The sequence below is a fragment of the Mannheimia kashgarensis genome (genome assembly GCF_041807705.1).
Lineage (GTDB): Bacteria > Pseudomonadota > Gammaproteobacteria > Enterobacterales > Pasteurellaceae > Mannheimia.
Genome location: NZ_JBGTYY010000005.1, coordinates 45,694 through 58,653 on the forward strand (window position 1 = coordinate 45,694; position 12,960 = coordinate 58,653).

Annotated in this window: 11 protein-coding genes and 1 pseudogene; 4 read left to right on the forward strand and 8 right to left on the reverse strand. The window is 37.3% G+C overall.

The window, feature by feature from the left end; translation table 11 throughout:
• Positions 1 to 25: 25 nt before the first annotated feature.
• Both nanA and ACERCF_RS03985 read left to right on the forward strand, forming a co-directional pair.
• Complete coding sequence (gene nanA, locus ACERCF_RS03980) at positions 26 to 901, forward strand: N-acetylneuraminate lyase (protein ID WP_373610248.1); 876 nt, start codon at positions 26 to 28, stop codon at positions 899 to 901.
• A 168-nt stretch (positions 902 to 1,069) separates the two neighbouring features.
• Positions 1,070 to 1,633 (forward strand): DUF2059 domain-containing protein, encoded by a 564-nt coding sequence (locus ACERCF_RS03985; RefSeq protein WP_373610249.1) that lies wholly within the window; start codon positions 1,070 to 1,072, stop codon positions 1,631 to 1,633.
• Positions 1,634 to 1,683: 50 nt separating this feature from the next.
• Here the strand turns inward: ACERCF_RS03985 and ACERCF_RS03990 are convergent, their stop codons facing one another.
• Positions 1,684 to 2,481 (reverse strand): PA3715 family protein, encoded by a 798-nt coding sequence (locus ACERCF_RS03990; RefSeq protein WP_373624687.1) that lies wholly within the window; start codon positions 2,479 to 2,481, stop codon positions 1,684 to 1,686.
• A gap of 108 nt (positions 2,482 to 2,589) precedes the next feature.
• Entirely contained in the window at positions 2,590 to 4,185 is a 1,596-nt protein-coding gene (locus ACERCF_RS03995; protein ID WP_373624688.1) for an ABC transporter substrate-binding protein, read from the reverse strand.
• Between the two features lie 152 nt (positions 4,186 to 4,337).
• On the opposite strand from ACERCF_RS03995, the gene mioC reads away from it, so the two are divergent.
• Both mioC and ACERCF_RS04005 read left to right on the forward strand, forming a co-directional pair.
• The gene (gene mioC, locus ACERCF_RS04000) at positions 4,338 to 4,781 is read left to right on the forward strand and encodes an FMN-binding protein MioC (RefSeq protein WP_373624716.1); all 444 of its coding nucleotides are present in this window, start codon (positions 4,338 to 4,340) and stop codon (positions 4,779 to 4,781) included.
• A gap of 8 nt (positions 4,782 to 4,789) precedes the next feature.
• Complete coding sequence (locus ACERCF_RS04005) at positions 4,790 to 4,969, forward strand: DUF1232 domain-containing protein (RefSeq protein WP_373610252.1); 180 nt, start codon at positions 4,790 to 4,792, stop codon at positions 4,967 to 4,969.
• A 73-nt stretch (positions 4,970 to 5,042) separates the two neighbouring features.
• Here ACERCF_RS04005 and araA read toward each other — a convergent pair whose 3' ends face one another.
• The 6 genes and pseudogenes from araA to ACERCF_RS04035 all read right to left on the reverse strand — a co-directional run bounded on the left by araA (position 5,043) and on the right by ACERCF_RS04035 (position 12,680).
• Positions 5,043 to 6,539 carry an L-arabinose isomerase gene (araA, locus tag ACERCF_RS04010; protein ID WP_373624689.1) on the reverse strand — a complete coding sequence of 499 codons (1,497 nt, stop codon included), beginning with the start codon at positions 6,537 to 6,539 and terminating at the stop codon, positions 5,043 to 5,045.
• Positions 6,540 to 6,549: 10 nt separating this feature from the next.
• Positions 6,550 to 8,148, reverse strand: coding sequence for a xylulokinase (locus tag ACERCF_RS04015; protein ID WP_373624690.1), 1,599 nt, complete (start codon positions 8,146 to 8,148; stop codon positions 6,550 to 6,552).
• 129 nt (positions 8,149 to 8,277) lie between these two features.
• Positions 8,278 to 9,132: an arabinose operon transcriptional regulator AraC gene (gene araC / locus ACERCF_RS04020; protein WP_373610255.1), complete on the reverse strand. Its 855-nt coding sequence runs from the start codon at positions 9,130 to 9,132 to the stop codon at positions 8,278 to 8,280.
• Between the two features lie 16 nt (positions 9,133 to 9,148).
• Positions 9,149 to 10,120 carry an L-arabinose ABC transporter permease AraH gene (gene araH, locus ACERCF_RS04025; RefSeq protein WP_373610256.1) on the reverse strand — a complete coding sequence of 324 codons (972 nt, stop codon included), beginning with the start codon at positions 10,118 to 10,120 and terminating at the stop codon, positions 9,149 to 9,151.
• Positions 10,121 to 10,146: 26 nt separating this feature from the next.
• A pseudogene (araG, locus tag ACERCF_RS04030) lies at positions 10,147 to 11,547 on the reverse strand (L-arabinose ABC transporter ATP-binding protein AraG); the annotation flags it as partial.
• A 119-nt stretch (positions 11,548 to 11,666) separates the two neighbouring features.
• Complete coding sequence (locus tag ACERCF_RS04035; protein ID WP_373610258.1) at positions 11,667 to 12,680, reverse strand: arabinose ABC transporter substrate-binding protein; 1,014 nt, start codon at positions 12,678 to 12,680, stop codon at positions 11,667 to 11,669.
• Positions 12,681 to 12,960: the final 280 nt, after the last annotated feature.

Sequence of the window (12,960 nt, forward strand, 5' to 3'; positions counted from 1 at the left end):
TCTTTCAAAAACTCCGGAGATTCAAATGAAAAGTTTAAAAGGTATTTTTAGTGCGTTACTCGTTTCTTTTAACGAAGACGGCTCAATCAATGAACAAGGCTTACGCCAAATTATCCGCCACAACATCGATAAAATGAAAGTGGACGGTTTATACGTTGGCGGCTCAACGGGCGAAAACTTTATGCTTTCAACCGAAGAGAAAAAAGAGATCTTCCGCATTGCAAAAGATGAAGCGAAAGATGACATTGCCTTAATCGCTCAAGTGGGTAGTGTAAACTTAAAAGAAGCAGTGGAATTAGGTAAATACGCAACAGAATTAGGCTATGACAGCTTATCAGCGGTAACACCGTTCTACTACAAATTCAGCTTCCCTGAAATCAAATACTACTACGACACCATTATTGCAGAAACAGGCAATAATATGATCGTGTACTCTATTCCATTCCTAACAGGTGTGAATATGGGGATTGAGCAATTCGGCGAGCTTTACAAAAACCCGAAAATCTTAGGTGTTAAATTTACCGCTGGCGATTTCTACCTATTAGAACGCTTGAAAAAAGCCTACCCGAACCACCTAATCTGGGCTGGTTTTGATGAAATGATGTTACCTGCTGCGGTATTAGGCGTAGATGGTGCAATCGGCTCAACCTTTAACGTAAACGGTATTCGTGCAAGACAAATTTTTGAATTAGCTCAGCAAGGTAAAATCAAAGAAGCACTTGAAATTCAACACGTTACAAACGACTTAATTGAAGGTATTTTAGGCAACGGCTTATACCAAACCATCAAAGGTTTATTAGAAGAAGAAGGTGTTCAAGCAGGCTACTGCCGTGAACCAATGACAAAACTCAACGCACAACAAAAAGCAGTTGTAAAAGAGTTAAAAGCGAAATTTCTTTAATTTAAGTTGCAAAAAATGAACGAAAATAACCGCTTGTTACTTACAAGCGGTTATTTTTTCTCAAAAATTTGCTATTTAGCGAAAAAAATATCTAGATAAGATAAGATAAGATAAGATAAGATAAGATAAGAGGCTCATTTTAACCCTTAAATACAAGGATTCTACTCTATGATGAAAAAATTAATTAAATTCTCTGCTTTGTCTTTCGTTATCTCTGCAGCTTTAATAACGCACTCACAAAAAGCGTTTGCTGTATCTCCAGCAAATCCTGCTGATATCGAAAAATATCTTATTAAAAGCCCTTATATGGATTTTCAAGTGACTATTAATCGAGCGATGATAGTAAACTCAATTAAATCTGAATATGAACTCAATGAAATACAACGTGCGTGTTTAGGTAGCATCGAGGGTAATCCAAACTATCTAGAAGTACTTGAGCCATATTTTAAAGGTATCTTGACTGAAGAAGAAATTAAAGAAGCTGATGATTTCTTTGCAACCAGTGCTGGACAAAAACTTGCTGAAGTTCTATTACGTCAAGCGGGTTATGAGAACTTACCACCATTTATTCCACCAACAGCAGAAGAAAAAGAAGAAATTGTTAAAGCTACTACCAAACCATTCTTTGTAAAAACAAAAGCAGACACAGATGCAATGAGCGAAGAAGATGCAATTAAGTTTACATTACCTATTTATGAAAAAGAGATAGCTCGTTGCAAAATTTCTTCGTAAAAAACAAAATTACCGCTTACAAGCGGTAATTTTTTCTCAAAAATTTGCAATTAGTGCAGCCATTCTGCTTTTTCTACTGGAGAGTAACGGCTGCCATTATATTTTAATCGCACTTTTTCTTGGCGATAGTTTTCTGATTTTAACTCCCTGCCTATATCATAAAACCCCGTACTCCAGATATGTTGGGTAATATCCGCTTTGACAATAATATCATTGAAGCCGTTGGTCTGTTTGTTATCCATTTGCAATACCAAGTTTGTCGTTTCCGTTTTGGTTTCTTTATCATCTAAAATAGACCAAAAAGCCATCGGATAATCAAAAACAAGTTTTAACTTTTCTTTTTCCGGCACAAATAACATCAAATGATCATTTGCAGAATACTCAGGAGCACTTGGACCACGAGCAGCGTTATTAAACCTCACGCCGAAAGCTCTTACTTTATCGTTTAAAATGTAACGGACGGTATCAATTTTAAGGCTATCAGCATTCACATTAAGAGCAGCGTCTATCTCCATTTCCTTTGCCCACGATTGCAATATCGAATTTTCATTCACACGGGCAACAAACAACGTCCATTTCGGCGTATTTTCGTGATCGTCTTGATAATTTTCTTTGCTGTATTTAGGTTCTATAACCGCATAACTCACTAAGGTTTCCGCTGAATTGTTAGGAGCAGTTTTACAGGCAGAGGCTAAAGCACGAGCAGAAAGTTGCTCTTGAGCAATCTTAAAATGATGAGCAATCATTTGATGTTGTTGCTCAGCACAAATCTGAGTGTGATTACCTTCATCTGCATTGATTGGAGTTGTAAGCGTAAGTAAGAGAGCCAAAGGGAATATCTTTTTCATATATCTTATCCGTATAGACAGAAAGGTAGCTCATTCTAAAAGAAAAGCAGTCTATTCTCCACCGAACTTTGCAAAAAAGTGGCAAAAATAGACCGCTTGTATGACATATTACTCCGCTAAACTCACCCCATAGAATGGTGTGTAACCAAACGGATTTTGCACAAAACCCTGAACTCTTTTACTTAATGGCACATAGTTGATAGCGTGAGCAAGAGGAATAAACGGCGTTTGTTCATTTACTATCTCTACGGCTTGCTGATAGAGCTTAGCCCGCTCCTCACGGTTTTGAGCTTGAACGGCTGTGGCTAATAATCGCTCAAATTTCTCATCACTCCAACGTCCATAATTTGTTCCCGGAATATTGGATTTGCTCAATAACGGGAAGAGGAAGTTATCGGGATCGCCGTTGCGACTTGTCCAACCATAAGTTCCGGCAAAAAATTCGCCTTCACGGGTGCGTTTATTAAAATCAGCCCATTCGTGGGTAACTAATTTGGCTTTTACCCCAATTTTTGCCCAATCCGCCTGAATAATTTCAGCCGTTCGACGAGGATTTGGATTTGAAGGACGTACAACCGGTTGCACCCAAATTTCTGTTTCAAAGCCGTCTGCAAAACCAGCTTCCACCAGCAGAGATTTTGCTTTTTCTAAGTTAAATTCATATTGTGGCAACTCAGCGTTATAGCCTAATACCGCATTAGGGAACGGATTAATGGCAACGCTTCCCCCCCCTTGATAAATCGCCTCAACAATGGTTTTCTTGTCTGTTGCATAATGCAATGCTTGGCGAACTTTGGCATTATTTAAAGCAGGCTTGGTATTATTTAAGCCGATATAAGCTAAATTTAGCCCTTCCCTTGCTAATAAATTGACTTTTGGATCTTGCTTCATTTGAGCAATATCCGAAATATTCGGGAAATCAATCACATCGCATTCACCAGCTTTTAATTTTGCATAGCGTGTGCCTGCATCGGGCGTGATACTAAAAACAAGCCTATCAAACTTTGCTTTTCCCTCAAAGTAATCCGCATTTGCGGTATAACGAACATCTTGATCGGTTTGATATGCTTGGAAAATAAACGGCCCTGTACCGATTGGGATTTGATCAAGCAATTCAGGCTTACCCTCTGCAAGTAATTTATCCGCATATTCTTTTGAATAAATGGAGAGGAAATCCATAGCAACGGTGGTTAAAAATGGCGTATTTGGCTGATGTAATGTAATTTTCACGGCATGTTCATCAATTTTTTCTACCGACTTCAAAATTTTCGGCAGGTTCATCCAGTGATAGTAAAAATATGTGCCGTCTGATACCTTATGATATGGGTGGTTAGCATCTAACTGACGCTTAAATGAAAATAGTACATCATCAGCATTTAAAGGGCGTGTTGGTGTAAAAGTTTTATTTGAATGGAATTTAACATCTTTCCTTAAATGAAAAAGGTAAGTTAAACCATCTTCACTGATTTCCCATTTTTCAGCCAAACTTGGCTCAACAGTTAATTCACCATCTTTAAACTTCAACAGGCGGTTATAAATTTGCTGAGAGCTGGCGTTGAAATCGTTAGCATCATTGGTAATAGCAGGGCTTAGTTTCATTGGAGGTGTTGCAACACAGTTAATTAATGTATTCGCTGGGGCTGCCAACACCAAAGAGCTTGAATCCAATAACAAAACACTTAACATTGATTTAGAAAAACGCATAAATACTCCTCAATAGTTTATTTTAAGCTAACTTACTTGGCTTTTTGTTGTTTGCAAAATAACCAAAAGTTATAAAATATAATCTTTAGAATAATCGCTTGCAAAGCACGTTTTCTTAGCTAGAATAGCCAAAAATTATTTATAAGAGAGCTATTATGACATCTATTTGCATTATCACAGGCAGCACCTTAGGCGGTGCGGAATATGTTGCAGACCACATTAATGATGTATTAACCGAGCAAGGCTTTGAAGTAGAATTACACAACCAAGCAACCCTTTCAGATATTGAAGGGAAATCACATTTAATTGTGGTTACCTCTACACACGGAGCAGGCGAATTGCCCGAAAATATTCAACCTTTATTTGACGATTTAGCGAATAGCACGTCTGATTTCAACTCAATGAAATTTGGCGTTATTGGCTTAGGCAGCACTGATTACGATACATTCTGCAATGCGGTAAATATTGTTGAAGATGCCTTAAAAGCGAAAGGGGCAAATCAAGTGTGTGAATCTTTACGCATTGATGTGGTCAATAATTTTGATCACGATACCACCGCAGAAGAGTGGTTACCGTTTTTTGTAGAAAGTTTATAGGAACACAAATGAGCAGAATCCAAACAAAATCCCCAACTAACAAAATAAAATGGATTAAGATTGCAATTATCTTAATTTATATGTTCAGCCCTGTTGATATTCTGCCTGAAGCAATTCTAGGCCCGCTTGGATTGGTTGATGATGCCGCAGCACTAATGCTGTTGATTAAAACTATTTTGGACAAGTAGTTTGTAAAAAATCAGGAAAAAATGACCGCTTGTAATTTAAGTTTACAAGCGGTTATTTTATAAAACGCACTCTTTACTTAGCAAATTTATATGCTAAATCATTCCAGCGTAATTCATTTTTAAGTTGTGGTAGTTCCGTTTTTTCATTGATGTGAATAAATTCAATACCAAAATATTCTGCAAAAGTACGAAGCATATCCGCATCAATATCTAAACTATAAGCACTGTGATGAGCTCCGCCTGCTAAAATCCACGCTTGTGTGCCAACATCAAAGTTAGGTTGAAGTTTCCAGAATGCGTGTCCAACAGGTAAATTTGGCATTTGGTTTGGTGCGTCGATAGCATCTAAATCCGCTACCACCATTCTGAAACGCTCACCCATATCAACCACTGTTGCATTAACCGCTTTACCAGCCTTTCCGCTGAAAATTAAACGAACAGGGTCAGCTTTACCGCCAATGCCAAGAGGTCTAATTGCTAACTTCGATTTTTCTTTCGCTATTGATGGGCAAACTTCAAGCATATGAGCCCCTAGCACGACTTGGTTTTTCTCATCTAAGTCGTAGGTGTAATCTTCCATAAAAGACGAACCATTTGGTAAGCCATATCCCATTACTTTAACGGCACGCACAAGAGCAGCGGTTTTCCAATCGCCCTCGCCACCAAAACCATAACCTTGTTCCATTAAGCGTTGTACCGCTAAGCCGGGTAATTGTTTAATGCCATTTAAGTTTTGGAAGTTATCGGTAAAGGCTTTAAATCCGCCATTATCCAAGAAGGTTTTTAAGCCAATTTCAATACGAGCTGAATATTCTAATGATTCTCTTGCTGAACCTTTTTCTTTCAAGCTCTCTTCAACATTATACAAGCGGTCATATTCTGCCAATAATTTGCGAACATCTTCATCAGAGATAGCATCAATCGCTTCTGCCAGTTCATAAACGCCATAACCATTCACGCTGTAACCAAAGACTTTTTGAGCTTCTACTTTATCGCCCTCTGTTACTGCAACTTCTCGCATATTATCGCCAAATCGAGCAATCTTAAGTTGTTTATGATCGTAAATTGCAACCGCCACACGCATCCAACGATTGAATTTATCTAATACGCTTTCATCTTGCCAATGCCCTACAACTATCGTTCTTGGTAAACGTAGGCGAGAGACAAGGAAACCAAATTCACGATCACCGTGAGCGGTCTGGTGCAAATTCATATAATCCATATCAATTTTATCCCACGGAATATGGCGATTAAATTGAGTATGGAACTGCACTAAAGGTTTAGAGAATGCTTGTAGCCCTGCAATCCACATTTTGGCTGGTGAGAAGGTGTGCATCCACGCAATCGCACCGATACAGTTTTCTTGATTATTCGCTTCCTTACATACAGCAAACACTTCTTCAGGTGTTGTTGCAACAGGTTTTAGTTTGATTTTGACAAACGGATTTTGTTGATTAAGGTAATCGACAATTTCCGCTGCATCTTTTTCTACTTGTTTTAACGCTTCAGCCCCATATAAATGTTGGCTACCAACAATAAACCAAGCCTCGAGTGATTTAATAAATTCCATCAGAAAACTCCTATTCTTTAAATGCTAAAACGGCTTCTTTTACTACTCCTAGTCCTTTTTTATAACGTTGCATAAAGGCATCAAAACCTGCTGAGATTTCCGCATCAGGCTCTGCAACAGAAACAGAAGTAGTATTAAAAATTTGATGATTGAGATAATCGTCTAACGAAATCCCTTTTTGATGTTCATTGAGATAATTAGCTAATAATGCAATGCCCCAAGCACCGCCTTCACTTGCGGTTTGCATTGTGGCAATAGGTACATCTAGGGCAGAAGCTAAGAATTTTTGAGCGACATTTTCAGTTTTAAAAATACCGCCGTGTCCAAGAATTTGCGTAATTTCCACCATTTCTTGCTGCATTAAAATATCCATTCCAATCTTCATTGCCGCAAATGCTGTGTAGAGATGAACTCGCATAAAATTCGCTAAATTAAAATTCGCATTGGCGGGGTGCATAAAGGTAGGGCAACCTTCTGATAACCCCACGATATGCTCGCCCGAATAAAATCCATAAGAGAGTAAATTACCGCAATCGGCATCTCCCTCTAAGGCTTTTAAAAAGAGAGTTTGGTATAAGGTATCTGTATCACAAGATAAATTGAGAGCTGACAAGGTTTCTTTAAATAATCCAACCCACGCATTAATATCTGAAGAACAGTTATTAGAATGAGCCATAGCAACTAACTTACCTGTTGGTGTTGTGACCATATCCAATTCTTCATACACTTTTGAGAGCTCTTTCTGTAGTACGATCATCGCAAAAGCAGAAGTTCCTGCGGAAATATTGCCTGTTTTCTCAGAAATACTATTGGTTGCGACCATTCCCGTGCCAGCATCGCCTTCAGGTGGGCAAAGTATAGAACCCGCTTTTAATGAACCTGTTGGATCAAGCAATAATGCTCCTTTCTCGGTTAAAATGCCTGCTTTTTCGCCTGCTACTAACACTTTCGGTAAGATATCTGATAAAGACCAACCAAATTGTTTATCTTTAATCAGTTCATCGAATTGAGAAAGCATTTGAGCATTGTAGTTTTGCGTAGCTAAGTCTATCGGGAACATACCTGACGCATCGCCAATACCTAACACTTTTTCGCCCGTTAATTGCCAGTGCACATAACCTGCTAAGGTTGTTATAAAATTAACCTCAGGTAGATGTTCTTCCTTATTCAAAATAGCTTGATAGAGATGAGCAATACTCCAACGTTGTGGAATATTATAGTTAAAGAGTTGAGTTAATTGATGAGAGGCTTCAGCAGTGAAATTATTTCTCCAAGTGCGGAATGGCACAAGCAACTCATTTTGTTGATTAAACGCTAAATAGCCGTGCATCATCGCACTAATGCCAATATTGGCTATTTTTTGCAATGGTTGCCCATATTGCTGCTGCACATTTTCGGATAATGCTTTGTAAGCAGCTTGAACGCCCGTCCAAACTTCGTCTAAAGGATAAGTCCAAACACCATCGACAAAATGATTTTCCCAATTAAATCCGCCAACAGAAAGAATATCGCCTTTCTCATCAATTAAAACAGCCTTAATGCGGGTTGAACCAAATTCAATGCCTAGAGAAACCTTTCCTTCAGTAATGGCTTTTTGTGCTTCTGACATAAAATACCCCCTAATAATATCTAATTGAGTGCTAGACTAACACCCAAATTTAAATAGAGTTAGGGGATAAACAGCTATTTATATGGACAAAACAGCTACATCATTTTAAATGAGATTAAGATCACAATTTTATCTCGAATCCCTAAACGCCGAAGGGCTTAGCCCTGTATAACGTTTAAATAATCGAGTGAAATAGAGTTGATCGTCATAACCTAGCTGACGGGCAATATGATAAATAGGGGCGTTCGAGGTATGCAATAAGTGCCTTGCTCTTATCATTCTCTGTTCTTCTCGCCATTTCACAATACTTGTACCTACTTGTTCTACAAATAAATGAGTTAAACGAGAAGGAGATATGTGGATATATTCTGCTAATTCTTCAATTTTATGGTTTAAGTGAATATCTTGTGAGATTAAATTACACACATCTAATATTCTTGGCTCTATTTTCCTTTTTTGATTAGAAGGCTCTAGCTCAATGCAGGTAATAATTAATTGTTCAAGTAAGCACATAGACATTGCTTCAGAAAACAAACGATTAGAGTTGTACTCTTTTTCAATTTGTTGAAATAAAGCCAAGATATTTTGATATGTTTTCTGATCTGGAATAGTTAATCTGCCTACATTTTCAATAGTATCACTCCATTTTAACCAATCCTTCCATAAGGTTCTGGCTCTGAAATAAATCCATTGGTGATGCCAAGAATCAGAATCAGGAGAGCGTTGATAATCGTGAACGGCATTCGGTGGAAATAAAAGAAGATCACCAACATTGCAATCAAATTGGTGATCATTTTGGAAAACTGAACCTTTTCCTTTTATGGTTAAATTGAGAATATAACCATTCATTCCATTTGGACGGTAAATAGGAAAATCCAGTTCATTTGATTTTTCAATTTGGGTACAACCTGCCACTAAATAAGCATTAAAGTCATACCCGGGAAGTAAAGGATTAGTTTGTGAATCCTGTTTATGTTGAGGCATTTTACCCCCGATAATTTTATCTAAATATTTTTTGTTTATATTTATCAAAAATTACCGCTGCCATCAAGATTAAACCACGCACAACATATTGAGCAAATGGCGAAATATTGAGTAGGTTCATCACGTTTTCAATTGTACCTAGAATTAATACCCCAGCAATCACAAATGAAATTCGACCGACACCACCCGTTAATGAAACACCACCTAATACACAAGCAGAAATAGCGGTTAATTCAAAACCAACGGATGTCATTGGCTGACCACTTGTCATACGAGCAGCTAAGATAACCCCTGCAATGGCTGAAATCATTCCTGATACTACGAAAATCATTAATTTTGTGCGATCAACATTAATCCCTGCCAATCTTGCTGCTTCTTGATTACCGCCAATAGCTAATGTATTACGACCATAAGTGGTTTTACTGAGTAAGAAGCCAAAGATAATAAAGCAAATAACGGTAAACCAAATTGGAAGTGGTACACCTAAGAAATCTTGATAACCAATTTCAAAAAATTCCTCTTTAGTAATACCTACCGCTTTACCATCAGAAATAATGTAACCTAAACCACGAGCAATCTGCATACTAGCAAGTGTTGTGATTAGAGAGTTAATTTTAAGTTTTGCAATAATAAAACCATTTAATAAGCCAACACCAATACCTAATCCTACACCTGCTAAAACTCCAATCCAAACACTTTGAGTTTGATTGATAACTACCGCTGTTACAACACCTGCACAAGCAATTACAGAGGCTACAGATAAATCAATTTCGCCAGCAGCTAAACAGAATAACATTCCGCACGCAACCATTCCGCTCATTGAAATAGCTAAACCGAGTCCTTTCATATTAATCGCTGTAGCAAAATTAGGTACAAAAATACAAGCGACAATAAAAATAGCGAAGAAAATCAATAACATTCCATAAGCTGTCCAAATTCGATTAATTGGAGTCGCTGATTTTACATTTGTTGTTATTACATCTGACATAATAAATCCCTCTGTCGGTAAAAATTCTAGTGATTAACCATAGCAAGTTTTAAAATTCCAGCTTCTGTTGCATCATCTCGGCTAACTTCGCCTGTAATTTGTTGCCCTTTCATAACCATTATTCTGTCTGATAAACCTATTACTTCTGGTAAATCACTCGACACAACAATAATGGCTAATTTTTCATCTGCTAGTTTAAAAATTAAATCGTAAATTTCTGATTTAGCCCCAACATCAATTCCTCTTGTTGGTTCATCTAAAAGTAATACTTTTACATTTTCAGATAACCATCTCCCTAGAATGGCTTTTTGCTGATTACCGCCAGATAAATTCACAATTAATTGTTCAATAGATGGAGTTTTCACATTCATCTGTTTGCGTTGGAATTCTGCATTTTCCTTTTCCCACTTATCATTAATGATAAAACGTATAAAATTATATAACCGTCTGGCACTAATATTGATATTTTCTCCAACTGTTGCTGTTGGAATAATACCTTCTTTTTTACGATCTTCTGGGCAAAGCACAATGCCATTTTCAATGGCATCTTTAGGCGAGTTAATAGATAGTTTCTCTCCATCTAATTCAATAGTGCCTTGTGTAATCTTATCTGCACCGAAAATCACTTTGAGTAATTCAGAACGTCCTGCTCCTACTAAACCGAACAAACCTAGCACTTCGCCTGCTTTTACACTTAAATTGAAATTACCTTTAAGGGCTGTTCCCGATAAATTAGAAATTATTAAACGTTCTTCGCCAAGCTCTCTTAGGCGGTGGTTATAAATATCACCTAAATTACGCCCAACCATACTACGCACAAGATCATCATTAGTAATTTGAGATAAATCAGAGAAGGTTTGTACAAACTGCCCATCTTTTAATACAGTAATTTCATCGCTGATTCTAAAAATTTCTTCCATACGATGAGAAATATATAGAATTACTTTTCCTTCTGCTTTTAGCTCATTAATCACAGAAAATAACTTTTCAATTTCAGGGGCAGACAAACTACTGGTTGGCTCATCAAAGGCAATTATTTTTGCCCCACGACTTAATGCTTTAGCAATTTCAATCATCTGCCATTGACCAATAGATAAATCTTTAAGCTGAGTAGAAGGCGAAATATTCAGCTCCAATTTATCTAAATAAAATTGTGCAGTTTCTTCCAATTTCTTTTGATTTACCACACCAAAAGAGTGCGGAAATTGCCCTAAACATAAATTTTCAGCCACCGTCATTTCAGGAACAATATTTAATTCCTGATAAATAATCGCAACACCTGCTAATAAAGCATCTTTGGTATTACGGAAATTAACAGTTCTTCCACCAATATGTAACTTCCCTTTTGTTGCAGAATAGTTACCACTTAAAATCTTCAGTAAGGTGGATTTACCTGCACCATTTTCGCCCATTAATGCGTGAACTTTTCCTTCATAGCATTAAAATGAAACGCCCTGTAAAGCCTTAACACCGGGAAATTCTTTATAAATATTATCGAATTCTAAATATGCGACCATATATCCTCCTTACTGAAGTTATTTACCCATTAAAGCCCTTTCTTATCAAGTTCGGCTCTAAAATTCTCACGAGTCAGTAATACAGGATCGCCAATTGGTGTAAATTTAGGTGGTTCTACACCTTCTTTTACCCATTTATAAAGCATTTCTGTACTACGATAACCGTGAACGTCTGGGCTTGGTAATAATGAACCCACAAAACCAGTTGGATTTGGTTTAGAAAGCTCATTTACCGCATCAGTACCATTAATACCAATGCCAATCACATTTTCAGGTTTAAAGCCTTGACCTTCTGTTGCACGAACACCACCTAAAACGGTATTGTCATTCATACCTACAATTAACCAGTTTTTCACTTTAGGGTGTTGAACCAGCATTGAGTTCGCAGCATCTAAAGCTCCTGGAATATCATTACTTTTCGTTGGTGATTTATAAATTTTCTCTTGAGGGAAACCCGCTTTAATTAACGCATCAATCGAACCTTCTGTACGACGGCGAGCAGTATCTAATTCATCAGCTGTAATCGCAAGAACCGCTGTTTCATTAATATCCCAATTACGTTTTTGCATTTCTTTGTAAAGCTCTTGCCCTTGACGTTCCCCTATTTCTTTCGCTGCCATCATAATCAATGGCACATTTGTCATCGGTTCGCCCGCAGCATTTAAGAATTGATCATCAACAGTAACCACTTTTAAATCATAAGATCTCGCTTTTGCCATAATGGCAGGACCTAGTTTTGGATCAGGCGTACAAATAACGAAACCTTTCGCACCACTAGCAGCTAAATTATCTATAGCATTTAAGGTTTTCTCGCCATCTGGCACAGCAATTTTAATAATTTCTACATCACCAAGATCTTGAGCAGCTTTATCTGCAAAACGCCATTCGGTTTGAAACCAAGGCTCTTCAGGCTGTTTTACTAAGAAGCCTAATTTAAATTTTTCAGCATCTTTTGCATAAGTGATATTTGAATATAATCCAGTTACAGCAAGAACAGAGACAGCTAAAATTGATTTTAAAAAACGTCTTTTGCTCGTTTTCATAGGAAACTCCTTAAAATGAAACTTTAGTATTTACTTAAAAGCTAACAGGCTTACAACTTAAGCAGCCTCATATTACCTATATATTGCTGCAAGATATGTGATCTATTTCACATTATAAATTTATAGCAAAAAAATCCATATATTCGACAATTAAGTCCTTATAAAAAAGGTAATATTTTTTACAGGCAAGAAAAAACCGCTTGTAAATCAACATTTACAAGCGGTTACAAAAAGCACCGCTTTTTGAACGTTGGCTTTGCCAACGGCAGCGAAGCTGTGA

Coding starts and splice junctions, on each gene's coding strand:
- araA (WP_373624689.1), bottom strand. CDS start 6,539: ATGGAATTTATTAAATCACTCGAGGCTTGGTTTATTGTTGGTAGCCAA.
- araH (WP_373610256.1), bottom strand. CDS start 10,120: ATGTCAGATGTAATAACAACAAATGTAAAATCAGCGACTCCAATTAAT.
- ACERCF_RS03990 (WP_373624687.1), bottom strand. CDS start 2,481: ATGAAAAAGATATTCCCTTTGGCTCTCTTACTTACGCTTACAACTCCA.
- nanA (WP_373610248.1), top strand. CDS start 26: ATGAAAAGTTTAAAAGGTATTTTTAGTGCGTTACTCGTTTCTTTTAAC.
- ACERCF_RS04035 (WP_373610258.1), bottom strand. CDS start 12,680: ATGAAAACGAGCAAAAGACGTTTTTTAAAATCAATTTTAGCTGTCTCT.
- ACERCF_RS04015 (WP_373624690.1), bottom strand. CDS start 8,148: ATGTCAGAAGCACAAAAAGCCATTACTGAAGGAAAGGTTTCTCTAGGC.
- ACERCF_RS04005 (WP_373610252.1), top strand. CDS start 4,790: ATGAGCAGAATCCAAACAAAATCCCCAACTAACAAAATAAAATGGATT.
- ACERCF_RS03985 (WP_373610249.1), top strand. CDS start 1,070: ATGATGAAAAAATTAATTAAATTCTCTGCTTTGTCTTTCGTTATCTCT.
- araC (WP_373610255.1), bottom strand. CDS start 9,132: ATGCCTCAACATAAACAGGATTCACAAACTAATCCTTTACTTCCCGGG.
- ACERCF_RS03995 (WP_373624688.1), bottom strand. CDS start 4,185: ATGCGTTTTTCTAAATCAATGTTAAGTGTTTTGTTATTGGATTCAAGC.